The sequence below is a fragment of the Pyxidicoccus sp. M6 genome (assembly GCF_055568925.1).
Genome location: NZ_CM145714.1, coordinates 4,155,584 through 4,179,858 on the forward strand (window position 1 = coordinate 4,155,584; position 24,275 = coordinate 4,179,858).

The window sequence follows — 24,275 nt, forward strand, 5'->3', positions numbered from 1 at the left end:
GCCTGAAACGGCACACCCCGCCTCCAGCCGGCTCCGAAAGGGGCCGCCGGGGGCGGGGTGGCGAGGTGCGAGGGGTGCGCGGCCCCTACCGTCTCAGTAGGTCGAGCCCACCTTGCCGAAGCTCTTCAGGGCCTTGACCTTGCTGCGCTTGACGGCGGAGCGCGTCTCCTCGTCGTTGTCCGCGCTGTCGTACTCGTCCAGCGTGGCCTGCTGCTCGGCCACGTCGGCGGCCACCGCGGCGGCGCCCGTCACGGCGCTGGCCTCGTGGAAGAGGGCCTGGTTCTGCTGGATGTAGCCCTTCGCCTCGTCCTTGCGGCCCCCGCGCAGGGCCTCGGCGGCCTTCTGCATGTTGGCGGCGCTGCGCGCCCGCGTCGCGTACACCGTGGCCTCGCGGTCCTGCTTCGCCAGCACCTCCTCGTGCCGGTCCGTCACCACCGAGGACAGCGTGGCCGCGTTCTGCACGCCCACGTTGCGGATGAGGTCCGTGTACGCGAGCTTCAGGTCCGTCACGCGCACCGTGTGGCCCACCGTGTCGTCCGTCACGTTGAGCCGCACCACCACGCGCTCCAGCTGGCCCGCGGAGAAGTCCGGCAGCGACACGCTGACAATATTGCCGGACTGCGTGGCGCGGTAGCCCAGCACCTCGCCCAGCGCCGTGCCCGGGGGCAGCGTGAAGGTCAGCGTCACGTCGCGCGCCACGGACGTCGTGGCCTGCTGCAGGTCCTTCTGGAAGAGGGTGGCCAGCTGCGCCGCGTCCTCGAGGAAGCCGTACGCGCCCGCGCCGTACTCCGCGAAGCCCTGCATCAGGTCCTCGTTGAAGTCGGTGCCCACGCCGATGGCGCTCATGGTGATGCCGGCGGCGCGCAGCTCGCGCACCTGCTGCGTCAGGCCCTCGTCGTCGGTGATGCCCTCGGTGGGCTGGCCGTCGCTCATGAGGATGAGGCGGTTGACGTGGAACGCCCCCTGCGCCGAGGCGAGCTGGAAGCGGCCCGCGGACAGCCCCGCGCCGATGTTGGTGCCTCCCTCATCCCAGATGCCGTCGATGTACTGGAGCATCCGCTCGCGGTTGCCCGGCGTGGCCTGCAGCGACGGCAGGCTCTTCACGTCCGAGCCGTAGTGGATGATGGCCAGCCGGTCCTCGTCGCGCAGAAGCCCCACGAGGTGCCGCGCGGCCTGCTTCGCCTGGGCCAGCTTGTAGCCGCTCATGGAGCCCGAGCGGTCGATGACCACCGCCAGGTTCACCGCGCTGCGCTTCGCCCCCGGCACCTCGGCGCCCGTCAGGTCCACCGTGGCGAAGACCTCGGACGTGCCCACGGGGATGTACGGATGCGACAGGCGGCTCGTCATGGTGAGCGAGCCGGGCGTCGCCGTCACGGGCGGGGGCGGAGTGGGCGGCGGCGTCACCACCACCGGGCCCGGAGGCGGCTGCGGGGGCTGCACCCCCGCGAGCTGCGGCAGCCCCAGCACCAGGGCCGTCAGGGCGAGGCCACCGGCGAGGCTGAGGAAGAGGACCGTTCGGTTCATGGCAGGGCTCCTGGCGCAAACGACGCGGGCCCTGCCTTTACGAACGAAGCGCGGGAAAAGGTCTACCCCCCGCGCCGGAAAGTGTCAGTTGCCGGCCTGCGTCACCGGGGCGCCCGCGCAGAAGAAGGGCGAGTTGTTCTCGCCGAACGTCCGCCGGTAGAAGGCCTCGTCCGCGGAGCGCAGGGCCTCCAGCGTGTCCTGATCCAGCAGCAGCGCGCGGCAGCTCATGCGCCCCGGCAGGTCCACCTGCACGTCGGAGGTGTCCTTCACCTCGCACGCGTTGGAGCCTTCCACGCACTCCTTGCTGCAGTAGCCCTGGGCCGGCGCGTTCTGGTTGATGGTGCCGTCCTCGTTCGTCGCCCGGGGGAAGTCCGCGTCGCGCACGCAGATGAGGTCCTCGCAGCCCAGCGCACCGAAGGAGATGAAGTCCTGCCTCGGGGCAATCTCCTTCTCGAGGATGGGCATGGTGTCGGAACCGAACTGCTCCTTCTCCTCGGGCGTCGCCTTGCGCACCAGCGTGCACGGCTTGCCGATCTGGCTGCTGACCTCGCAACCGCCCAGGAACAGCGCGGCGGACATCAGGAGGGCGGTTCGCACGGACATCTTCATGACACCTCTGAACATGGGGGGAGGGGACGCGGGACCTCTGGACCCGCGATGCGCCAAAGAGGGTAGCACAGCACCCTCGCAGGCCAACCCTCCCGTACCATGGGACGGGGCAGTGGAAAGATGAAGGAATACCGGAGGGATACAGGGCAACCAGGCATGCGCGGCGTGGTTGATGGTTGGGAATGTGACCGATAGGATGCGCAAGCCGAGAGTCGCGCTGTACCCCCGGTGGCAGTTACGCCCCCCTCCCTCACGGAGCCTCCGGATTTGAACCGCCCCACGTTGCTGCTCGCCCTGTGTCTGGTGCCGTCACTGGCGCCCGCGCAGAGCCAGGAAGGCATGGGACTCGACCTGACCAAGGAAGAGACCCAGGCCGCGCCGTCTTCTTCATCCGAGGAGACCCCCACGCCACCACCCGCGGAGGAGGCCACGCCCGCCGTGTCCACCGCCGCGGAAGAACCTCCCCCCGAGCCCGTCGCGCCGCTGGCGGACATCACCCAGGAGGACCGGGTGAAGAGCGTCCAGCGCAAGGTCTACCGGAAGAAGGGCCGCTTCGAACTGACGCCGCTCATCAGCATTTCGGTCAATGATCCGTTCTACTCCAAGGTCGGCGCGTCGCTGCGCGGCGCCTGGTACCTGGCGGACACGCTGGCCATCTCCGCCCGCGGCACCGTGATGCAGGTGGTGCCGTCCGACGACGTGCGGACGGCCAAGGGCACCTTCAACAGCAAGATCTACAACTCCGTCCCCGAGTGGTCCGCCATGGGCGACCTGGAGTGGAGCCCGCTGTACGGCAAGGTGGCGTTCCTCAACTCCATCCTCCACTTCGACGGTTACCTGCTGGCGGGTGCCGGCGTGGTGCGCACGGAGACCTCCGCGCTGCCCGACCGCGGCCTCAACCCCGCCGCCGACCTGGGCCTGGGCATGCGCTTCGTGGCCAAGGACTTCGTGGCCGTGAACGTGGCCCTCATCAACACCTCCTACGTGGATCAGCCCCTGGGCAGCAGCAAGGGCGCCATCCAGAACATGATGACCCTCAACGCCGGCATCTCGCTGTTCCTGCCCTTCAAGTCGACGGGGAGGGACGCGGAATGAAGTGGACCCTTCGTCTTCTCCTGGCCCTCTGTCTCGTGATGCCCGCCCTGGGCCATGCCCAGAACACCTCCGAGGAGGAGGAGGCCGGCGACGTGTCCGAGGTGGACAAGGACCGGATGGGGCCGCTGCGCGAGCGCGTGCGCCCCGTCTCCGGGCACCTCTTCCTCAAGAAGGGGCGCTTCGAAATCAGCCCGTCCGTCTCGCTGTCGCTGCGCGACGCCTTCTTCAGCAAGTACATCTTCGGCGGCTCGCTCACCTACCACCCGATGGAGACGCTCGGCGTCGGCCTGCGCCTGGGCTATGCCCTCAACACGGTGGCCGGCGCGGCGCAGTTGTGCACCTTCTCGGACGGCACGGACGGTGGCTCCACGCGCGGCTGCAGCTCGCCCACCATGAACCAGCTCGACGGCCGGGCCCCCGGGCAGCTCAAGCTGCTGGCCGGCGCGGACGTCCAGTGGGCGCCCATCTACGGCAAGCTGTCACTGCTGGCGGAGAAGTTCGTCAGCTTCGACCTGTACGGCATCGTGGGCGCGTCCGCGGTGCAGTACCGCGGCCCGGACCTGTCCAACGCCTCTGCCGCGAAGAACTACATGACCGGCGGCGGCAACCTGGGCGTGGGTGCGCGCTTCTTCTTCAACCGCTGGGTGACGCTGCGCACCGAGGTGCGTGACCTCATCTATGTGGAGAAGGGCCGCGGCGAGCCCGACAACTACCTGCGCAACCAGCTCATGTTCGAGCTGGGCGTGTCCTTCTTCTTCCTCAACGGCTCCGAGTCATGATTCGCTCCTTCCGGCTCATCCGTCTCGCCGTCCTCGGGCTCGCGCTCGCGTGGACGGCCCCCACCTACGCCCAGAGCTTCGAGGGCCTGGACCTCGGCGCCCAGTCCAAGAAGAAGAAGCGCGGCTCCAGCACCACCTCCAGCAAGAAGAAGAAGCCCACCACGCGCAAGGCGCGCGGCAAGGGCAAGCAGGCCACGCCTCCGGAGGAGGACGCCGCCGAGGCCTCCGCTCCCACCGAGAGCGCGGCCCCCGCCGAGTCCACGCCCGCCGTGGCCACGCCGGCCGCTCCCGCCACCACGCCCGCGGCGGCCCCGGCGCCGACGCCCGCCACGCCTCCGGCGTCCGCCCAGTCCGGTGGCTCCACCGGCGGCGGCCTGGGGCTGGACCTGTCGCAGGAGGCGCCCAAGCAGGCCGCGCCCACCATGTCCTTCGACGCGGTGGACGTGTCCGGCAAGACGGCGGACCGCCAGCGCCTGGACATCGCCGTCAACCTCTTCAAGAACGACGAGTACGAGAAGGCCGCCATGTCGGCCCATGAGCTCTTGCAGGACCAGAAGCTGGCGGGCCTGCACACCGAGGCGCGCTACGTCCTCGCCAAGTCGCTCTACCGCATGGGCATGTACCACTCGTCGCTGGGCGAGTTCTCCAAGCTGCTCGCCCTGGGCCCGTCCACCAAGTTCTTCAAGACGAGCCTGGAGTGGCTCTTCTTCATCAGCCGCAAGACGAAGAACGAGACGGTCATCCTCGACGAGATTGCCCGGCACGCGAACCAGGAGTTCCCCGAGAAGTACCGGAACGAGTTCCGCTACCTCCTGGCGCGCTACCACTTCGTGCGCGGCCGCGCGCTGGACCAGGTGGGCCAGCCGGCGGACGCGGACAAGAGCTTCGAGGAGGTCAAGCGCCTCGCCCTGAGCATTCCGCGCACGGACCCGTTCTACCCGCGCGCGAAGTACCTGGAGGGCCTGTCCTCCTTCCGCAACGGCAGCCACCAGAAGGACGCGGCGGCCAAGCGCGGCAACGGCGACATGCTGGCCTCCATCGAGGCGATGAAGGAGGTCATCCGCCTCACCCGGCCCGTGGCCGGCAAGTCCGCCGAGCAGGCGAAGCTGGACAAGTCGCTGCGCGAGCTGGCCTTCATGCAGCTGGCCCGCACGCACTACGGCATGCAGCAGAACCGCTACGCGCTCTTCTACCTGGCCAAGGTGGAGCGCGGTAACACGCAGTGGCTGGAGTCCCTCTTCGAGTCCTCCTGGGCCAACTACCGCGTGGGCCAGTACGAGCAGGCGCTGGGCAACCTGATTACGTTGTCCTCGCCCTTCTTCCGCGAGGAGTACTTCCCCGAGGCGCTCATCCTGAAGGCGGTCATCTATTACGAGAACTGCCGCTACCGGGAGTCCAACCTCATCCTCCAGGACTTCGAGCGCACGTACCTGCCGGTGCATGACCAGCTCGAGGCGCTGGTGAAGAAGAACATGGACGCCAGCGAGTACTACTCGGTGCTCGCCGACGTGCAGAAGAAGAACAAGGAAGGCCTGGAGAAGAACGAGACGGACCTCATCCTGGAGCGCATCCTCCGGCTGGCCCTCACGGACCAGGACCTGCGCAAGACGAACGACTCCATCCTCGAGCTGGAAGGGGAGATGGACGCCTTCGCCAACCGGGCGGACACCTTCAAGTACAGCGACCTGAGCAAGTCGCTCCTGGAGGGCCTCAAGGTCCAGCGCACCGCGCTCATCTCCAAGGCCGGCATCATGGCCAAGGGCAAGCTGGAGACGGAGCTCGTGGCGCTCAAGCAGCTGCTCGCCAACGGCCTGCGCATCAAGTTCGAGACGACGACGAAGGAGAAGGAGTTCCTCGAGGAGCAGCTCAAGGCGGGCGGCCGCACGGCCATCGTCAAGAAGTACAAGTACTCGGTGGCCGTCTCGGACGACCAGCTCTACTGGCCGTACGAGGGTGAGTACTGGCGCGACGAGCTGGGCACGTACCAGTACACCCTGACGAAGGGCTGCATCGAGCGCGACACGGCGAACCGGAACGTCCAGTCCGCCGAGGCCCTGTAGCACCCCTCACAAAGGGTACTTCTCCACCCTACCCACCGCCGGGGGCGCTATGTTCCGCGCTCCCGGCGGTTTCGTTTTTGGAAGGAAGGTGTCCCTGGTGGTGAGGCGGGCGGCGTCACTGCGCGTCGTCTTCGGAATCGTCACGCTGGACCTCATCGGGTTCGGCATCCTGATTCCGCAGTTGGGCGTGTACGGGGTGAAGTTCGGCGCCTCGCCGTTCACGGTGGGGCTGCTGATTTCCGTCTATTCGCTGATGCAGCTGGTGGCGGCCCCGGTGCTGGGGCGGATGAGCGACAGGTTCGGCCGGAGGCCGGTGCTGCTGCTCAGCCAGGTGGGCTCGCTGGTGGCCTACGTGTTGTTCGCCTTCGCGCACTCGCTGCCGCTGTTGTTCCTGGCGCGCATCATCGACGGCGTGTCTGGAGGCAACATCTCCACCGCGCAGGCGGTGGTGGCGGACATCACCCCGCCGAAGGACAGGGCACGGGGCATGGGCGTCATCGGCGCGGCATTCGGACTGGGCTTCGTGCTGGGGCCGGCGCTGGGCGGCTTTCTGGGCGCGTGGGGCGGCAACCTCGCCATCGGCCTGTTCGCGGCGGGGCTGGTGGCGCTCAACCTGACGTGCACCTTCCTCTTCCTCCCGGAGACGCGGGCCCAGGGGGCCGCGGGGCACGCGCGCACGCTGAAGGGCGCGTCGGTGGCGCTGGGCCTGCCGCTGGTGGGGCGGTGCCTCGTGCTGGTGCTGGTGTTCACCACCGCCTTCGCGCAGATGGAGGGGACGTTCTCGGTGTACCTGCTGACGCGCTTCCTCTCGTCGGGGCCGGTGCCGCTGCAAGGGGGGCTGTTCCTCCAGGCGGCGCTGCCGGACGCGGCGGTGCTGCGCGAGGCGAGCCTGCGGGCGGGCTGGCTCTTCGCGACGGTGGGCGTGCTGTCCGCGGTGGTGCAGGGCGGGCTGGTGCGGCGGCTGGTGGGCGGGGGGGAGGGCAGGCCCGGGCGCGAGGCCCCGGTGGCCACGGCGGGCTTCGTCCTCACGGCGGCGGGGCTGGCGCTGCTGCCGGTGGCCCCCGGTTATGGGTGGCTCTTTCCCGTCATGGGCCTGCTGGCGGTGGGCTCGGCGCTGGTGAACCCATGTCTGTCCGCCCTGGTATCCCTCCATGCTCCACCGGAGCGGCTGGGCGCGGTGCTGGGGGCGTACCAGGCCTTCGGCTCGCTGGGGCGAATCGTGGGGCCGGCGCTGGGCGGGTGGCTCTTCACCCGTCTGGGGCCGGGGGCGCCGTACGGGACGGCGGCGGTGTTGGTGGGGCTGGCGGCGCTCTTGGCGTTGACGCTGGTGGCCCAGGCGAGAATGGCAGGCGCGGGGGACGTGCAAAGGTCCTAAGATGGAGGCCATGGTGGGGACGCAGCCGCAGCCGGTGACGATTGCCTTCGATGTCATGGGGACCGACCACGGTCCGGCGGAAGTGGTCCGGGGCGCGGCGATGCTGTCGCTCGAGTCCCCGCACATCCACACGCTGCTCGTCGGGGACAGGGCCCTCATCGACGAGGCGCTGGCCGAGACGAAGCACAACGGCGAGCGCATCTCCGTGCAGCACGCGGCGGACTTCGTCGGCATGGACGAGAAGCCGGGCGAGGCGCTGGCGCGCAAGCCCAACGCGTCCGTGGCGGTGGCCGCGCGGCTGGTGGCCGAGGGCGAGGCGCAGGCGCTGGTGTCCGCCGGCAACACGGGCGCGGGCGTGCTCGCGTGCGCGCGTCACTTCCAGCTCATCCCCGGCGTGCGGCGCGCCGCGCTGGCCACGGTGTACCCGACGCGCTCGGTGCGCGGCGAGAAGGAGGACCCCTTCTCCCTCATCCTCGACGTGGGGGCCACGGTGGAGGCCAACGCGGAGGACCTGGTGACGTTCGCCGTCATGGGCTCGGCGTACGCGCGCATCATCTCCAAGAACGAGCGGCCCAAGGTGGCGCTCCTGTCCAACGGCGTGGAGCCGCAGAAGGGCCCGCCGCGGGTGGTGGAGGCGCACGCGCGGCTGACGGAGATGCCGGGCATCAACTTCATCGGCAACGTGGAGGGCATCGACATCCCGAAGGGCACCGCGGACGTCATCGTCACCGACGGCTTCGTGGGCAACGTGTGCCTGAAGATGCTGGAGGGCGTCCACGACACGGTGGTGGAGCTGGCCCAGTACGCCTACAAGGAGAGCCTGCGCTGGCGCGCGGGCCTGGCCATGCTGTCCAGCGGCATCCAGCGCATCAAGGACATCACCGACTGGAACCAGTACGGCGGCGCTCCGATTCTGGGGTTCGATAAAATCTTCATCAAGGCGCACGGGCGCTCGAAGTCGCGGGCCATCGCCAACGCGGGCAAGGTGGCGGCGAAGGTGGTGGCGAACAATCTGACGAGCGCCATCCGGGAAGGCCTGAAGAAGTGAGCCTGCCGGACCGCATCGACCCGCGTCCCCCGCGGCGCATCTACCGCTGGGACCTGGACAAGACGTACCTCCAGACGGACTTCGACTCGCTGCGTGACTTGCTGCGCACCGCCTTCCAGAAGGCGCACGAGAAGGTGGCCGTGCCGGGCGCGAGCGCGCTCATCCGGGAGCTGTCGGAGCAGGGCGACTCGCGGCTGTGCATCGTCTCCGGCAGCCCGAAGCAGATGCGGGCGGTGCTGGAGGAGAAGCTCAAGCTGGACGGCGTGAAGTGGGACGAGTTCGTCCTCAAGGACAACGTGGGCAACCTCTTGCGCGGGCGCTTCCGGGCCCTGCGCGGGCAGGTGGGCTACAAGCTGCCGGCGATTCTGGAGAGCCGCGTGCACGCGCCGGTGGAGGCCGAGGAGGTGCTCTTCGGCGACGACGCGGAGGCGGACGCGTTCATCTACTCGCTGTACGCGGACCTGATTGCGGGCCGCGTGGACGAGCGCGTGCTTTCACAGGTGCTGGAGGCGGGCGGGGTGTACCCGGACGACGCGGAGCGGGTGCGCGCGGCGTGGAAGAAGATTCCGGTGTCGGACCCGGTGCGGCGCATCTTCATCCACCTGGACCGGCTGACGCCGCCCGCGCAGTTCTCCGCGTACGGCCCTCGCGTGGTGCCCATCTTCAACTACTTCCAGGCCGCGCTGGTGCTGCTGGCGGACGGCCACCTCACCGCGCCGCAGGTGCTGAAGATTGCCGTGGAGATGGTGCAGACGGCGGGGCACAACATCATCACCCTGTCGAACTCGTTCCAGGACCTGCTGCGGCGCGGGCTGCCGCTGCAGCAGGCGGCCATTGCCCTGTCGCAGGCGCTGGAGGGGCCCAACAAGCTCCTGGCGGCGATGCGGCCCATGCCGGACATCCTGGCCGCCTTCAGCAAGCGCCTGGCCGCGCTGGGCACGCCGCCGCCCCCGCCGCCGGTGCAGGCGGTGGACTACGTGAAGCTCATCCACCACGCGCTGCCGCGCACCCACAAGGGGCGCAAACAGCCGGCGGAGGAGTAGGGGGCCTCGAGTCTCAGGCGCCGCCCGGCCGGGCCCGCCGAACCCACCGACGCACCTGCTGGAGCGTCTGGCGGACGGGAGCGGGCAGGTTCTCCACCGCCCCCTGGCGGAGCATGGGCAGCACGTTGCCCTGGAGCGACATCTGCCCGTCCCGCACGTCCTGGAGGAGCCGTGGCAGCAGCCGCGCGCGAGTCACCGCCGCGGGCCGGGAGAGGACTTCGCGCGCCCGCGCTCGTCCAGCCCCCGCGTCCCGTGCCAGCACGTAGAAGGCCTTCACCGAGTGCGGGAAGAACGGGTCGAACACCTCGTGGAGCCGGCGCTCCACGTCCGTCAGCCGCTGCAGGCCGTGCCGTTCGAACTGCCGCTCCCACCACTCCGTGTGGGCCCAGATGAGGTGGCCCGAGGCGGGGATGGCCGGCGAGGTGTGCTCGGCGAGGAGGTACTCGAAGGGCTCGCGGGCGTCGAAGCGGGAGCGGTTCTCCTCGAACTCGAGGGGGAACTGCTCGCCGAAGACGCGGTCCTCACCGAAGGCGGGGATGACGAAGACGCAGAGCGCGTCCGGCGAGGCCACGTCGAGCACGGCGGCGATGTAGTCGTGCAGGGTGCTGGGGGCGAGGTGCTCCCAGATGTCGAAGCCGCACAGCGTGTCGAAGCGGCGGCCCCGGGCGGCGAGGGTGCGGCAGCACTCGCGGATGTCGCCGGAGAAGAAGGCGTCCCGGATGTTGGGCCAGACGGAGGCGCGGATGTCCTCGCTGAAGTCCACGCCGGCCACGTCCACGCCCTTGTGACGCAGCAGGGAGATGACGTCACCCCGGCTGCAGCCCAGGTCGAGCACGGCCCGCGGCGCGAGCTCACGCACCAGCTCCGAGAGGAACCAGAAATGATTGACCTTCGTCGTGTCCCGCAGCCCGCTGTGGGTGCGGAAGTACGCCTGGTCGTAATAGCCGGTGTCGAGGATGTTGCCGAGCAGCGCCTGGAAGTCCTCCGGAGCTTCGACGTGGATGAGCCGGGCGGCCTGCCCGTGGTTGAAGAGCTTGCCGTCGTCGAGGTACCGGGAATCGAGCAACTTCATGGCGCGCGAGAGTAGGCGCTTTGCCGCGAACGGGGCCAGGACAAGCCCGCCCGGCACCCCCCCGAGCGGCCCGCTGCCCGACACCCCGGTGGCCGCCAGAACGTTTCACGTGCGTGGCGTGTTGATACGGGACAGAGTGCCCCGGGAGAACGGGTCGTCCGACGCGCTTCCGGCCAGACCGCCGCTCGCGTGACACCCCTTCACGCCCTGGAGCCAGCCCGGAGCAGGATGCCCTTCCACGTCTCCCCGAATGTTCCACCTCGAAGAGACAGCCTGGCCGTCCGCCCGTGGGGGCGCGGGGTGGGCCCCTCCGGGCCGGTAATGCCGGTCAACATTGTCTTCACGCGCTACTCCCCTGGCGGGTGGATGCGGTATAGACGGCTGCCCTTGAAGCGCCCCGTGGGGGGCGTCTATAGGCGATGACGCGAGATTCGACTGAAACGCCGCCTGCCGGCATGACGCTGCCACCTGCGCCCGACACTGACGCGCGCGAGGTTGCCTCCTTCGAGGCGGTAGCGACTTCCGAGCGCGGCGCACAAGAGGTTCCCATGAGTTCAAACCCGGAGCTGTCGGCGCCCCCCGAGCGGGCCAGCGCCTCCGAGCCCGAGGCCGCCGAAGCGGCCCCTTCCGAAACCGAAACACCCCGCACCACCCCCGCCCCCGCCGAAGCGCCCGAGCCGCCCGTTGAGGCCGCTGGCACGGATGACGCTGACGAGGACGAAGAAGACGACGAGACCGATGACGAGGAGAGCGGGCTGGCCGTCGAGGCCGTGCTCGCCGCCGCCGAGGCCGCGGACGCCGCCGAGCACCGTGGCGAAGAGGTGGAGCCCATTCCCGCGGTGCTCGAGCCCGAGCCGGAGCCCACGCCCTACGAGCGCGAGCTGCACGCCCCCCACGTCCGCCCCACCGGCGAGCCGGCGGAAATCGACCCCGACGAGCTGGACCCGGACGCGCTGAAGGTCGTGCTGCGGCTGCACCAGCACGGGCACCAGGCGTACATGGTCGGCGGCTGCGTGCGCGACCTGCTCCTCGGCCGCAAGCCGAAGGACTTCGACATCGCGACCAGTGCGACGCCCAACGAGGTGCGCGCCATCTTCCGCAACTGCCGCCTCATCGGCCGGCGCTTCCGGCTGGCGCACGTCTACTTCAAGGGCGGGAAGATCATCGAGGTCTCCACCTTCCGCGCCAACCCGACGGAGCTGGAGCCGGCCAACGGCGGCGAGGACGAGGGTGAGAGCGAGGACCTGCTCATCACCCACGACAACGTCTTCGGCACGGCGCAGCAGGACGCGCGCCGCCGCGACTTCACCATCAACGGCCTCTTCTACGACGTGGCCGAGGGACGGGTCATCGACTACGTCCGTGGCCGCAGGGACCTCGACGAGCGCTTCATCCGGACGATTGGCGACCCGGAGATTCGCATGCGCGAGGACCCGGTGCGCATCCTGCGCGCCGTGCGCTTCGCCGCGAAGCTGGCCCTGGACATCGAGTCGCGCACGTACGCGGCGATGGAGGGCGCGGTGGAGGACCTGCCGCGCTGCGCTCCCGCGCGCCTGCTGGAGGAGACGTTCCGCCTCATCCGCGGCGGTGTGTCCGCGCCTGCGCTGAAGCTGCTGGACGCGCTGGACGCGCTGAAGATTCTCCTCCCGCCGGTGAATGCGTACCTCAAGCAGCACGGCAAGGAGGGCGAGAAGACCTTCTACGCCTTCGCCGAGTCGCTGGACCGCCGCGTCACCGCGGGCGAGGCGCTGGACGACGCCATCCTCCTGGCCATGCTGCTGATGCCCATCAGCCGCTCGACGACGCAGGAGGAGGCGCAGCAGTCCTCGTCGCAGGAGGGCGGGCGTCCGTCGGTGTCGCAGGTGGTGGAGGACCTGCTCGCGGGCTTCGTGCAGTCCGCGCGTCTGCCCCGCCGCATCGCCGAGCGCTGCCGCATGCTGCTGCTGGCCCAGCGCACGCTGTCCGGCGAGCGCCGCCGCCGCAGTGCCGCCTTCAAGCGCCACCCGCTCTTCCAGGAGGCGCTCACCGTGTTCGAGATGACGGTGGAGGCCACCGGCGAGGGCCGTGAGCAGTTGGACGCGTGGAAGGCCGGCGAGGTGCCGCAGCCGCGCGCGGATGCCGCCGAGGGAGAGGGCTCCGAGGGTGGAGGCCAGCGCAAGCGCCGCCGCCGTCGTCGCCGCCGTCGTCCCTCGGGCTCCGGGAATGGTGCTGCCTCCGGTGAGTCGGCCTCGGGGTCGTCCGCGTCGGGCTCCGACGCTGGCGACGCTTGAGCCTTCCGGCCTCGAGCACCGCGAGCCCGTCCCGGGCTCGGGTCTACGGAGGCCTGGTGCTGGGCGTGGTGGCCGTGTCCTGGGCCGCCCCGCTCATCCGCTTCGCGGAGGCGCCGTCGCTGGCCATCTCCGCGTGGCGCCTCACCTTCGCCTCCGTGCCGCTGCTGTTGCTGGCACTGCTGCGCGGCCGCGCTGGGTTGTCCACGCTCACCGCGCGCACGTGGGGCTGGCTGGTGCTGTCCGGCCTCGCCCTCGCGCTGCACTTCGCCACGTGGATTGCGTCGCTGCGGTACACCACCGTGGCCAGCTCCGTGGCCCTCGTCACCACGACGCCCGTCTGGGTGACGCTGTTCTCCTGGCTGTCCCTGTCCGAGCGCGTGGGCTCGCGAGGGCTCGGTGCCATCGCGTTGTGCCTCGCGGGCAGCGTGCTCATCGGCGCGCGCGACTTCGCCCTCGGTGGCTCGGCGCTGTGGGGCGACGTGCTCGCGGTGATGGGCGCCATCCTCGCGGCCGCGTACTTCGTCATCGGCCGGCGCGTGCGCGAGGCGCTGTCGCTGGGCAGCTACGTGGGCGTCGTGAACTCGGTGGCCGCGGTGGCGCTGCTGGTGACGCATGCCTTCGTGGACTCGCCGCTCACCGGCTTTGCGCCGCGCACGTGGCTGGTGTTGGTGGGCCTGGCGCTCGTGCCCCAGCTCATCGGCCATTCGATGCTCAACGCGTCCGTGCGCCACCTGTCCGCGCCCTTCGTTTCGGTGGCCGCCCTCGGCGAGCCGGTGCTGGCCACGCTGTGGGCCGTGCCCCTGCTGGGCGAGACACCCGACTGGGTGCAGGTCCTCGGCGGAGTCATGGCCCTGGTGGGCGTCATGCTGATGGCCCGCGAGGAGGCCCTGCGTCAGCCGCCGCCGCCGGACATGGTGCCGGCGGCGGACTGAGCCACGCGCACGCCCGCACGCCCTGGAATGAGGCGTGCGGGCATCGGACACCGACGTCATCCGACTGCGTCAGGTCCTCACTCCAGCGCCAGGGCCGGCGGCTGGGAGAAGCCCTTCAGCATGGGCGCCGTCGGTCCGCCGTTGCGCACGCACTGGCCGCTGATGGGCTCGCTCAGGCCACAGCCCGCCTCGGGGTTGCCCCAGTCGGCGGTGATGTTGAGCCAGGCCAGGCTTCCGGCGTACGTGCCCGTGGTCTGCCAGGGGAAGACCACCGGCCGCACCCAACCGTCCCACGCGATTCCCCGGCCCGTGTCGTCAGCGAGGAAGTCCCCATTGGGGAGGTTCTCGTAGATGTGCCGGGCCGCATCCCGGTAGAGCCCGTGCGAGCCCATCGCCGCGTAGGCCTCCGGGTGGGTGTTGTCCACGAGGGTCAGCCACTTGGAGCCGTAGGGGAAGGTCTCTCCTCCCGAGTGCTGGCTCAGATACACCGCGTCCGGCCGGCCATCGACGAAGCGCACCGTCATGTGCTCCCAGTCGCCCACGTGGTTGCCGAAGGTGGAGTAGGCACCCACGCATCCCCAGGGCGAGTACCAGCCGATGCACACGCGCTTGCCATTGTTATACGGGTAGAAGGTCCAATAGATGATGTCGGTGATGTTGGTGGGCAGGCCGTTCTGCGTGCGCTGGACGATCTCCACGTACATTGGCACGTGGACCTGGTCCGGCCGCTGGCCGTCGAGGAACGCCGGGTCCGTGCAGGAGTCACAGCCCAGGTCCTGGTTGGTCACCAGGTGCCCGTTGTCCAAGTGCACGTTGGCCAGGAAGTGCTCGACCGACGAGGGGAAGTAGTACTCCTCGCCGTGCAGCCAGATGCGCGGCGCGAACTGGAGCGCCGTCTGCCCGTCGACGGGCAACCCCATCAACTCCGGATTGGCGGTGGCGCTCTTGTTGAGGACCCAGAAGCGATTGGGGTCTGAAGCCCCGTAGTAGTTCTGGCCCTTGAAGGTGGACAGGCTCAGCCCGCGGTAGTCGCGTGGCTCCGACTGCGACAGGCTCACGTCGTAGTCCGCGCCGGAGCCCGCGTCGTCCCACACATAGACGGGATTGCCCGGCAGCACGTAATCGCTCCGGACGCACCGGATGAGGTCGGTGGAGGGCTTGTCGTAGCCCAGCACCGTGACGGTGCCCAGGCACGTGTAGCCCGAGGGCGGCACCGGGTCCCAGAAGGACACGTCATGCTCGCCACCCGAGCCCCAGTCGCTCCAGATCCAGTTGTAGTCCACCGGCCGCGCGAGCAGGTCTCCCTCGCCGGAGACCACGAAGGTCATCCGGGGCGCTTCACCATGCGAGGGCATGGCCACGTCGCCGAGCGAGTAGTATCCCGGATACCGGCTGAGGTCCGCGCGCCAGACGGACACGTCGTCGGCGGCCCCCGTCTCGTAGTCGTCGTACACCCAATTGAAATACGTGGCCACCTGGACGCGGAGGCGCTGCGGATAGCGCAGCAGCGCCCGGTCCGCGTTGAGCGTGAACTCGGCGGTCTGTCCGGCGGTGGCGGTCGCCGCGACCAGCTTGTACGTCCCCGCCTGCAGCACCCGGGAGATGCGCGCGTGGGTGCCGCCTCCGCTGTTGTCATCCTCCGCGATGACGTTGCCATTCCCATCCAGCAGGTAGAGATAGGCATTGGCGGAAGAGGTGAGCTGGAAGCTCACGGACTCGCTCATTCCGTAGACGTCCACGAAGAACTGCCGGTTGGACGCATGGGAAGCGGAGCGCCCGCCGGAGTTGTTCCAGTGGCCATACACGGTGTTGCCGATGTTGGCGCCGCCCGACCCGGGAGACTCGGAGGCGAAGACCTGGACCTCGGCGAGGCTCAGGGGATTGGTGCCGTTGAGCTGGACGCGGACGTAGCGGGCCGCGCGGTTGATGGTGAACGAGGTCTGCGTCGGCGCGACACCCGTGTACGGGTAGTCCTGCCAGTTGAGCCCGTCCGAGGACACGCGCACGCGGAAGTTCTGGAGCCGCTCCGCGCAGCAGTCAGTGCGGTTGTGGAGGACCACGGTGGAGATGTTGGCCAGGCCCTGGAGGTCGACCTGCCACCAGGCCTGTGCCTCGTTATTGGTGTGGGTGACCGAGTTGGCGCCCCAGTTGCCATTCGTGATGCCGTCCACCGCGAGCGCCGCCGCGCCGCCGCCGCCGGGGTAGTTGCTCGACTGCATCGTCGGCTTGCCGAGCGCGACGTTGGAGGCCGCCGGGAAGACCTGGACCTCGGCGAGGCTCAGGGGATTGGTGCCGTCGAGCTGCACGCGCACATAGCGGACCGTGCGGTTGATGGTGAACAGGGTCTGCGTCGGCGCGATGCCCGTGTAGGAGTAGTCCTGCCAGTTGAGCCCGTCCACGGAGACGCGTACGCGGAAGTTCTGGAGCCGCTCCGCGCAGCAGTCGGTGCGGTTGTGGAGGACCACGGTGGAGATGGCGTACTGGTTCTGGAGGTCGACCTGCCACCAGGGCTGCGCCTCGTTGTTGGTGTGGGTGACCGAGCCGGCGCCCCAGTTGCCGTTGGTGTTGCCGTCCACCGCGAGCGCCGCCGCGCCGCCGCCACCGGGATAGTTGCTGGACTGCGTCGTCGGCTTGCCGAGCGCGTAGTTGGGAAGGGGGCTCAGCGCCGCTTGCGCGCTGGCACCGGGGCCATCGTTGGGAAGCTCCTCATCGGTGAGGCCCTCCGGAGAGCACGCGCCGAGGAGCGCGGCTCCCGCGAGGCCTATGAGCCAGGGGAGTCTGGATGTTCGAGTGAAGGGCATGTGACGTCCTCTCGGGGGTGGACGGCCGCAGGCGGCTGGCGAGATGCCGGCGTGCCGCGACCGTGCGGCGCGACACCAAAGCAGCCAGCGTGCCATGGCCCGGTACCCCAGGACTCCAGAGGGGACCGGCCGTCCCGGGCTGGAGGAGAGGTCGCTTCCACGCGTGGAACCCGGACGCCGACGCGTGGAAGTGCTGTCGGAAGTCTGCTTTGTTCCGGGACGTGTCCTCCCAGCCCCGTCCCCCGGCGTTGGACCACTCCACGGCCGATGTCTCCGGACGCCCGCTCACCGCGGAAGGTTCCCGGCTCGTCCCCGCGCTGACCATCGCCTCACACCCGCGGACGCATCGCGTCGGTGAGCGGCTGTTGCTGGAGGCGCTGGCCGCGGGCCGCCCGGTGAGCCTGTCCCGCAACGAGCCGGACTTCATGCGGCCCGGGGGCGGTCTCGGCCAGCACCTGGCGGACCCCTTCCTGAGCCGCAAGCCGCTCGTCTTCGCGCCGGGCGCGGACGGCGGCATCCGGCTGGAGCCGAGCGAGGGGAGCCGCGTGGCCATCGCTGGCGAGGTGCTGCGCGAGCCGTGGGAGCTGTCGGCCGGGGAGGTGGCCGCGGGCGTGCCGCTGGAGCTGGCCGGGCGCGTGCTGCTGGTGCTGCACCTGGCGGACCCCGCGGCGAGGGAGGCCGAGGATGCGCTGGGCATGGTGGGCAGCAGCGTGGGGCTCCAGCGCGTGCGCCAGCACATCACCCGGGTGGCGGACCTCCACGTGCCGGTGCTCATTCGAGGAGAGACGGGCTCGGGCAAGGAGCTGATTGCCCGGGCCATCCACCGGCACGGCCCGCGCCGGGACAAGCCCTTCGTCAGCGTGAATCTGGGAGCCATCCCCCGCGAGCTGGCGGCCGCGGAGCTGTTTGGCGCGCGCAAGGGGGCCTTCACCGGCGCGCTGCGGGACCAGCCCGGCTTCTTCCAGGCCGCGCACGAGGGGACGCTGTTCCTGGACGAGGTGGGCGAGGCGCCGCCCGAGGTGCAGGTGATGCTGCTGCGCGTGCTGGAGACGGGGCAGCTCTACCCCGTGGGTGAGCGCACGCCCGTCACCGTCGACGTGAGGCTCGTCGCCGCGACGGATGCGCACCTGGAGCAGCAGATTCAGGAGGGGCGCTTCAAGGCGCCGCTGCTGCACCGGCTGGCCGGCTACTCCATCCGCGTGCCGCCGCTGCGGGAGCGGCGAGAGGACATCGGGCTGCTGTTCCACCACTTCGCTCGCCAGGAGCTGGAGGCACTGGGGGAGGCCTGGCGCCTGAAGCCCGAGGAGCCCCTCGCGGAGCCGTGGCTCCCACCGGTGCTGGCCTCGCGCCTGGTGGGCCACCGGTGGTCGGGGAACATCCGCGAGCTGCGCAACGTGGTGCGGCAGCTCGTCATCGGCAGCCGGGGCCAGCCGTCCCTGCGGCTCGACGCCCAGCTCGAGCAGGAGCTGGCCCTGGTGAAGGAGGCGCCTCCGGGGCGCCCCGCCACCGCGGCCCCGCCTCCGGCCGGGCCCCGGGCCGCGCCCCGCCGCAAGCCCTCGGAGATTTCAGAGGCGGAGCTGCTGGCCGCCCTGCGGGAGAACGACTGGGACTTCCAGGCCGCCGCCGACCAGCTCCGCATCCACCGGTCCTCCATCTACGACTTGATAGACAAGAGCCCCAACCTGCGGACCGCTGGCGAGCTGAGCACGGAGGAAATCACCCGCTGCTTCCACGAGTGCCACGGGGACCTCGACGCGATGACCCGGCGCCTCCAGGTGTCGAAGCGGGCGCTGGGGCGTCGCGTGAAGGAGCTCGGCCTCGCCTAGCGGACTCCGGAGTCTGGGATGTCATTGGCTCCGTGAAGTGTTGGAATTCTGGCATACCCGGTGTTCGTCCAGAGTCCGACGTGGGAGCCAGCGCGATGAATCCAAGAGATGAGATGCGCAGTGGTGTGGGGCAGGTCCTGGTCCGTGTCCTGATGCCGGGACTGCTGCTGGGGCTTTCGTTCACCTGGCTCGTGGCCTGCGCCACGTCGGCGGCCGCGCAGGAGCAGCCACCGCCGAAGCCCCCGGTCTGCAAGCGCTTCCACTCCGTGGTGGATATCGACCTGAACGAGAGCGGGCTCCACTTCATGCCGGACCACTGTCTCGCGAAGGGAGGCACGGCCCGGTTCATCAACGCGTGCAAGGAGGAGACAGTCTTCAAGGTCGATGGGCCCGAACCGGGCATCACCCTGCCGCTGCCTCCGGACAAGGAGCGCGACCTGTCCTTCGCGGTGGCGGGCGCCTACTTCGTCAGGGCCTTCAAGGGGTGTCCTGGGCTGCCGGATGACTCGAAGATAGGGACGCTGGAGGTCGGGACGGGCCCAGGCCCCGAGGAGAAGGAGTCGCCCTGAGCAGGGGGTTCAGCGCGAGGGCCTGCTCGAGGTCCTCCCGGGCCTCGCGCGGCGACTCCGCCTCTTCACGCAGCCGCGCGCGCAGGAGCAGCGCGTCCGCCCAGCGGGGACGCGCGGCCAGCACCTCGTCCACCAGGGCGAGGCCGCGCTCCAGTGCGGCGCGAGACTCCAACCCCGTCTTCTTCCGCCAGGCGGCCCACTCGCGGCAGAAGTGGCCGAAGGCGATGCGGTAGTCCAGGCGCCGGGGCTCCAGCTCCAGCGCCTTCTCGAAGGAGCGAGCGGCCTCCTCGAAGTCCCCGGCGTGCGCCCGTCCCTGGAGCGCGAGCCAACTGGCCCGCAGGCCCTTCACCTCGCCCTGGACGAGCCAGGCCAGGGGTTCCCGGGGGCCGCGCTCGAAGGCCTGACGCAGGGCCGCCTCGGCATGGTCGAGGCTCGCGCGCGGCTCACCCGCGTGCTCCAACTCGAAGGCCGCCCGGCGCGCGTGGACCCGCGCAAGGCTGGCCGGGAAGTGCGCGCCGCCCGGGAGCAGCGCGCTGGCCTCGCGGTAGGCCGCCTCGGCCGCCTGGAGGTCGGTGCGTGGGTCCTCTCCGGAGCGGGCGCGGTACGTGGCGCGCTCGGCGTGGGCCTCACCGAGGTTGTGCTGGCCGAAGCCCTGCTGGGGGGACACCTCGATGGCCTGACGCGCGGCGTGCGCGGCCTGCTCGAGCCAGGGGTAGGGCGCTCGGCCGGAGTCCCACGCCTCCCGCGCTTGCTCGACGAAGACCGCGCTCCGGCCGTTGTGGAGCTGCGCGATGCGGGCGTTGATGCGCAGGCCGCCGTCGAAGAACTCCAGGGCGGTGGCCAGGTCGGGCCCGGCGTCCGCTCCCTGGCTCCGGCGCCGCTGGGCGAGCTCCAGGTGCAGCGTGCCCCCGAGGAAGTAGGGCACGTAGCTGCGCGGGTTGAGCTTGCGCGAGGTCTCCAGCGCGGCGCGGGCCTGCTCCAGGTCCTCCAGGGGCGCCTCGGCGCGCGGGTTCGTGGCCCGGGCGAGGAGGGCGATGCCCAGGTTCATCCACGTGTCCGGCAGCCGCTCGTCGAGCCGGATGGCCTCGCGGTAGGACGCGATGGCCTCTCCACGGTGGGCCCGCGAGTCCTCTCCCTGCTCGTCCTCGTAGTCCGCCCAGATTTTGAAGACGAGGCCGCGAGTGGTGTGGAGCTCGTAGTCCTGCTCCTTCGCGGGGATGGACTCCAACAGCGCCACGGCCTCGCGGAGCGGCGCGTTCGGATTCAACCCCCGGGCCTGGATGGCGCGGGCGCGCCGCCAGAGGCTCTGGACCTGCTCCAAGCGGGCCCGGGGCGGTTCGGGCACGAGGCGCATGGCGGCGCGCGCGGCCGAGAGGGCCTTCTCGAGGGGCTCCTCCACGTCACCGCCCCGGCTCATCCGGTACTCCGCCAGCCGGTTGTGGAAGCGCGCCTCCAGCACCCGCGCGAGCCCGAAGTCCGGGTCCGCCTGGAGCGCGCGGGAGACAGCCTCCAGCCCACGGGTGAAGGGAGGCAGGATGTCCCCCTGGCCGTAGAGCTCCATCACCATCGCGGCGTATTCGAGCCGTGCCAGGGAGTGGTGGACCTCGGGCACGCTCTCGCCGGTGGCGGCGGCCGCGGCGTAGGCGCGGCGGCCGGCCTCGAAGTCGGCCAATGCCCCCTCCCGGTCTCCCTCGTTCCATCGCCGGGTGGCGCGCGCCTGGAGGAGGTCGCCGCGCAGCAGGGGCGACTCGTGGAACCAGGGGAGGCGGTCCCTCATCGCGTCGAGCCGGGCGAGGGCCTCGTCCAGCCGGTCCTCGTAGAAGGCCAGCAGCGCCGCCACGTACTCGGGAGAGGGCACGTCGGCGCCCTGGCTCTGGCGCAGCCACTCCAGGGCGGGCGCGCGGTACTGGCGCTGGATGTCCTGCTTGCGTGACTCGCGCTGCTCCGGGACGCGGAGCCGCTCGGCCTCCAGAAGCTGCTCCTGGTACAGGTGTCCCATCACCAGCGCCAGGGACCAGGCCACGCGGGGCTCGCGGAAGCCATGGCTCCAGGCGGCCTCCAGGTGCTCGCGGGCCAGGGCCCTGTCACCGAGCGCCAGCGCGCCTCGTCCCAGCGCGTAGTGGCCGGGGCCCACGGCCAGCGCGCCGGCCTCCTTCACCTCGGCCTCCAGCGCGCGCATGTGGCCGCGGAGGGCCTCGCGGTCGGCGCGGATGTCGTGGAGCCGGGACAGGCCGGAGTAGCGAGCCAACGCCTCGATGCGCTCGACGCGCTCGGTGAACTGACGCGAGAGGCGCTCGCGGCGGCTCGCGTCCTGGCGCGTGAGGGCGACCTGGACGGCGGCGAGCGCCACGGCGAGCAGGGCCACGGCGGCCACGCCCACCACGACACGGTGCTTGCGGAGGCTCCTGCGCAGCCGTTGGCCCGGGCCGGAGGGGCGCGCCCGCACGGGCTCGCCGGCGAGGAAGCGGTCCAGGTCCTCGGCCAGCGCGCGCGCCGAGTCGTAGCGAGCCGCGCGCTCCTTCTCCAGGCACTTGAGGACGATGGCCTCCAGGTCCACCGGCAGGGCCGGGTTGAGCGCGCGCGGCGGACGGGGCTCGACGGTGGCGATGTTGCTGAGGACCTCCAGCGCGTTGTCGCCTGGAATGGGGGGCTGGCCCGTCAGGAGGGTGTAGAGCGTGGCGCCCAGGCTGTAGACATCCGCGCGCCTGTCCAGCCGGGACACCTCGCCGCGAGCCTGCTCGGGAGCCATGTAGTGCGGCGTGCCGAGCACGGCGCCGGTCGCGGTGAGGCCCTGCGCCTTCCAGTCGCGCGCCAGCCCGAAGTCCATGACATAGGGCTTGAGGCGGCCATCCTCGGTGCGCTCGACGAGGATGTTGCCGGGCTTGAGGTCTCTGTGGATGAGGCCGGCCCGGTGGGCGGCGTGGACGCCCTCGGCGACATCCCGGAGCAGCAGGGCCATCTGCTCCACGGTGAGCGCGTCCCCGAGCTGGTTCGACGGGAGCCCGTTCACGTACTGCATGGCGATGAAGGCGAGTCCCTGGACCTCGCCCACCTCGTACACCTGGCAGACGCGCTCGTGCTGGACGCGGGCCTGGGCTCGGGCCTCGGAGAGGACGCGCCGGGTGTGCCCGGTGTCCGCGTCCCGGACGAACTTGAGGGCGGCATGGCGGCGCAGCCGTGGGTCATAGGCGAGGAAGACCTGACCCATGCCTCCCTGCCCGAGGAAGCGCACGCCCTGGTAGCGCTCCCAGCCGGGCACGGGGAAGACGGGAGCCTCTGAAGATGGTGAGCGAGGTGCGGGGAGGCCCTCCAGGGTGGATGCACCCGCTGTTGCGGCCCTGCCGGCGTCGCTCATGGCTCGCGCTCCCGTGGACACACACCGGGCGCGAATCTAACCGCCCCCGAGCCGGGGCGGGGGGACCAGGCGAACGCGAGCGCCCTCCCGTGACGGCATGGTCCGTCCGGAGGGAGCACCGGGGGAGGGGAGCTTCAGCGCTTCGGCTTCTCCACGGGGCGCTCGGAGCGGTGCTCGTCGCTGTCGGTGGCCTCGCTGCCCGCGATGTCCGCCGTCGTAATCGCCTTGCTGCCGAAGCGCTCCGCGATCTTGTCCAGCGCCGCGTTCAGCTTCGCGGTGCGCGGCGGCGCGGCGGGGAAGAGCCCGAGCTGCGGCGGCACCTCGTCGAGCTGCACGCTGACGCCGGTGAGGCGGATGGGCTTGCCCTCGTGCGAGCGCTCCAGCAGCTCCAGCGCCGTGCGGTAGAGCGTCTGTCCGTCATCCGTGGCCTCGCGCAGCGTGGTGCGCCGGGTGATGAGTGTGAAGTCCGAGAACTTCAGCTTGAGCTGCACCACGCGGCTCTTCACGCCCGCGCGCCGCAGTCGCCTCGCCACCCGCAGCGCCTGCGAGTGCACGTGCGGCTTCAGCGCGTCCACGCCCGTGAGGTCCTCCTCGAAGGTGTCCTCCGCGCCCACGCTCTTCGCGGCCCGGTCCGGCACCACCTCTCGCGAGTCGATGCCCTGCGAGAGCTCCCACAGGTGCCGTCCGCTGGAGCCCAGCCGCTCCTCCAGCCACTCCGGTTCCCGCACCGCCACGTCGCCGATGGTCCGCAGCCCCGCGAGCTTGAGCGCCTCCTCCGTCTTCGGCCCCACGCCCCACAGGCGCGACACCGGCAGCGCGGCGAGGAACGCCACCATCTCCTCCGGCCGCACCTCGCGCTGGCCGTTGGGCTTCGCCAGGTCCGAGGCAATCTTCGCCACGAACTTCACGGGGGCGATGCCCGCGGAGGCCGGCAGGGACAGCTCGTCGGCAATCTCCTTGCGGATGCGCCGGGCGATCTCCGCGGGCGAGCCGAACAGGCCCACCGAGGCCGTCACGTCGAGGAACGCCTCGTCCAGCGAGAGCGGCTCGATGAGCGGCGTGTAGCGCTCGAAGATGGAGAAGACCTGCTCGCTGGCCTCGGCGTACGCGGAGAAGCGCGGCTTCACGACGATGGCGTGCGGCGCGGCTTTCATGGCGCGGGCCATGGGCATGGCGCTGCGCACCCCGAAGGGACGGACCTCGTAGGAGGCGGCGACGACGACCCCGCGCTGTGCATGCCCACCGACAATGATGGGCTTGCCCCGCAGGGCAGGGTTGTCGCGCTGCTCCACGGACGCATAGAAGGCGTCCATGTCCACGTGGATGATGGCTCGCATGGCGTGAGTCACTGTAGTGGGCCCCTCTGACGCTGAACCGCCGCCGACATGAAGACCCTGACCGAGTACCTGTGGTTCGAAACCAAGGAGCGCCGCGAGCTGGTCCGCCTCACCGACACGGTGGCCGCGCTGGTCCGCAAGAGCGGCATCCAGGAAGGGATGGTCCTCGTTTCGGCCATGCACATCACCGCCGGGGTCTTCGTCAACGACGACGAGCCCGGCCTCCATGAAGACATCTGGGAGTGGCTCCAGAAGCTGGCGCCCTTCGGTCCCGATTACCGCCACCACCGCACCGGCGAGGACAACGGCGACGCGCACCTCAAGTCCATGCTCGTGCACCACCAGGTCGTCATCCCGGTGACGACCGGGAAGCTGGACCTGGGGCCATGGCAGCAGGTGTTCTACGCCGAGTTCGACGGACAGCGCCGAAAGCGCGTCATCGTGAAGGTGATGGGCGCGTAGGGCTACACCCTGAGGGGGCGTCTCCGAGAGGACGACGTCACAGGTGGGGCGGGGGGGCAGGGCTCCGAGGGAACCCCGCTGGTCCGGAACGGAAGCTCCGTTCCGATGCGGGCCTCCC

At 70.5% G+C, this 24,275-nt stretch carries 17 protein-coding genes; 11 read left to right on the forward strand and 6 right to left on the reverse strand.

Annotated features, from left to right (window positions below):
• Nucleotides 1-93: 93 nt before the first annotated feature.
• Together ACVTJA_RS16535 and cglC are read right to left on the reverse strand one after the other, a co-directional pair.
• Nucleotides 94-1,524 carry a vWA domain-containing protein gene (locus ACVTJA_RS16535; protein WP_465837336.1) on the reverse strand — a complete coding sequence of 477 codons (1,431 nt, stop codon included), beginning with the start codon at nucleotides 1,522-1,524 and terminating at the stop codon, nucleotides 94-96.
• 84 nt (nucleotides 1,525-1,608) lie between these two features.
• Nucleotides 1,609-2,127, reverse strand: coding sequence for an adventurous gliding motility lipoprotein CglC (gene cglC, locus ACVTJA_RS16540; RefSeq protein ID WP_465837337.1), 519 nt, complete (start codon nucleotides 2,125-2,127; stop codon nucleotides 1,609-1,611).
• A 273-nt stretch (nucleotides 2,128-2,400) separates the two neighbouring features.
• Here cglC and ACVTJA_RS16545 point away from each other — a divergent pair, with 273 nt between their 5' ends.
• The 6 genes from ACVTJA_RS16545 (at nucleotide 2,401) to ACVTJA_RS16570 (ending at nucleotide 9,533) form a co-directional block, all read left to right on the forward strand.
• Nucleotides 2,401-3,228: an outer membrane beta-barrel domain-containing protein gene (locus ACVTJA_RS16545; protein ID WP_465837338.1), complete on the forward strand. Its 828-nt coding sequence runs from the start codon at nucleotides 2,401-2,403 to the stop codon at nucleotides 3,226-3,228.
• Complete coding sequence (locus ACVTJA_RS16550; protein WP_465837339.1) at nucleotides 3,225-4,007, forward strand: outer membrane beta-barrel domain-containing protein; 783 nt, start codon at nucleotides 3,225-3,227, stop codon at nucleotides 4,005-4,007. The genes ACVTJA_RS16545 and ACVTJA_RS16550 overlap by 4 nt, the downstream gene beginning before the upstream one ends.
• Nucleotides 4,004-6,067: an adventurous gliding motility protein GltC gene (gltC, locus tag ACVTJA_RS16555; protein WP_465837340.1), complete on the forward strand. Its 2,064-nt coding sequence runs from the start codon at nucleotides 4,004-4,006 to the stop codon at nucleotides 6,065-6,067. Before ACVTJA_RS16550 ends, gltC begins: the two co-directional genes overlap by 4 nt.
• Before the next feature lie 97 nt (nucleotides 6,068-6,164).
• Nucleotides 6,165-7,442: an MFS transporter gene (locus ACVTJA_RS16560; RefSeq protein WP_465840413.1), complete on the forward strand. Its 1,278-nt coding sequence runs from the start codon at nucleotides 6,165-6,167 to the stop codon at nucleotides 7,440-7,442.
• Between the two features lie 10 nt (nucleotides 7,443-7,452).
• A complete protein-coding gene (gene plsX, locus ACVTJA_RS16565) occupies nucleotides 7,453-8,490 on the forward strand; it encodes a phosphate acyltransferase PlsX (protein WP_465837341.1) in 1,038 nt (345 codons plus the stop codon).
• Nucleotides 8,487-9,533 carry a phosphatase domain-containing protein gene (locus ACVTJA_RS16570; protein WP_465837342.1) on the forward strand — a complete coding sequence of 349 codons (1,047 nt, stop codon included), beginning with the start codon at nucleotides 8,487-8,489 and terminating at the stop codon, nucleotides 9,531-9,533. The genes plsX and ACVTJA_RS16570 overlap by 4 nt, the downstream gene beginning before the upstream one ends.
• Nucleotides 9,534-9,546: 13 nt before the next feature.
• Here ACVTJA_RS16570 and ACVTJA_RS16575 read toward each other — a convergent pair whose 3' ends face one another.
• Nucleotides 9,547-10,605 carry a class I SAM-dependent methyltransferase gene (locus ACVTJA_RS16575; protein WP_465837343.1) on the reverse strand — a complete coding sequence of 353 codons (1,059 nt, stop codon included), beginning with the start codon at nucleotides 10,603-10,605 and terminating at the stop codon, nucleotides 9,547-9,549.
• 548 nt (nucleotides 10,606-11,153) lie between these two features.
• Here ACVTJA_RS16575 and pcnB point away from each other — a divergent pair.
• Entirely contained in the window at nucleotides 11,154-12,875 is a 1,722-nt protein-coding gene (gene pcnB / locus ACVTJA_RS16580) for a polynucleotide adenylyltransferase PcnB (protein ID WP_465837344.1), read from the forward strand.
• A complete protein-coding gene (locus ACVTJA_RS16585; protein ID WP_465837345.1) occupies nucleotides 12,872-13,807 on the forward strand; it encodes a DMT family transporter in 936 nt (311 codons plus the stop codon). The genes pcnB and ACVTJA_RS16585 overlap by 4 nt, the downstream gene beginning before the upstream one ends.
• Before the next feature lie 77 nt (nucleotides 13,808-13,884).
• On the opposite strand, the gene ACVTJA_RS16590 is transcribed toward ACVTJA_RS16585, so the two are convergent.
• Nucleotides 13,885-16,608 (reverse strand): galactose-binding domain-containing protein, encoded by a 2,724-nt coding sequence (locus ACVTJA_RS16590; protein ID WP_465837346.1) that lies wholly within the window; start codon nucleotides 16,606-16,608, stop codon nucleotides 13,885-13,887.
• Between the two features lie 221 nt (nucleotides 16,609-16,829).
• Here ACVTJA_RS16590 and ACVTJA_RS16595 point away from each other — a divergent pair, with 221 nt between their 5' ends.
• Both ACVTJA_RS16595 and ACVTJA_RS16600 read left to right on the forward strand, forming a co-directional pair.
• Nucleotides 16,830-18,434 carry a sigma 54-interacting transcriptional regulator gene (locus ACVTJA_RS16595; protein WP_465837347.1) on the forward strand — a complete coding sequence of 535 codons (1,605 nt, stop codon included), beginning with the start codon at nucleotides 16,830-16,832 and terminating at the stop codon, nucleotides 18,432-18,434.
• 95 nt (nucleotides 18,435-18,529) lie between these two features.
• Entirely contained in the window at nucleotides 18,530-19,003 is a 474-nt protein-coding gene (locus ACVTJA_RS16600; RefSeq protein WP_465837348.1) for a hypothetical protein, read from the forward strand.
• Here the strand turns inward: ACVTJA_RS16600 and ACVTJA_RS16605 are convergent.
• Both ACVTJA_RS16605 and dinB read right to left on the reverse strand, forming a co-directional pair.
• Nucleotides 18,912-22,262, reverse strand: coding sequence for a protein kinase domain-containing protein (locus ACVTJA_RS16605; protein WP_465837349.1), 3,351 nt, complete (start codon nucleotides 22,260-22,262; stop codon nucleotides 18,912-18,914). The genes ACVTJA_RS16600 and ACVTJA_RS16605 overlap by 92 nt on opposite strands.
• 230 nt (nucleotides 22,263-22,492) lie before the next feature.
• Nucleotides 22,493-23,695 (reverse strand): DNA polymerase IV, encoded by a 1,203-nt coding sequence (gene dinB / locus ACVTJA_RS16610; protein WP_465837350.1) that lies wholly within the window; start codon nucleotides 23,693-23,695, stop codon nucleotides 22,493-22,495.
• A gap of 48 nt (nucleotides 23,696-23,743) precedes the next feature.
• Here dinB and ACVTJA_RS16615 point away from each other — a divergent pair, with 48 nt between their 5' ends.
• Nucleotides 23,744-24,157, forward strand: coding sequence for a secondary thiamine-phosphate synthase enzyme YjbQ (locus ACVTJA_RS16615; RefSeq protein WP_465837351.1), 414 nt, complete (start codon nucleotides 23,744-23,746; stop codon nucleotides 24,155-24,157).
• Nucleotides 24,158-24,275 lie beyond the last annotated feature (118 nt).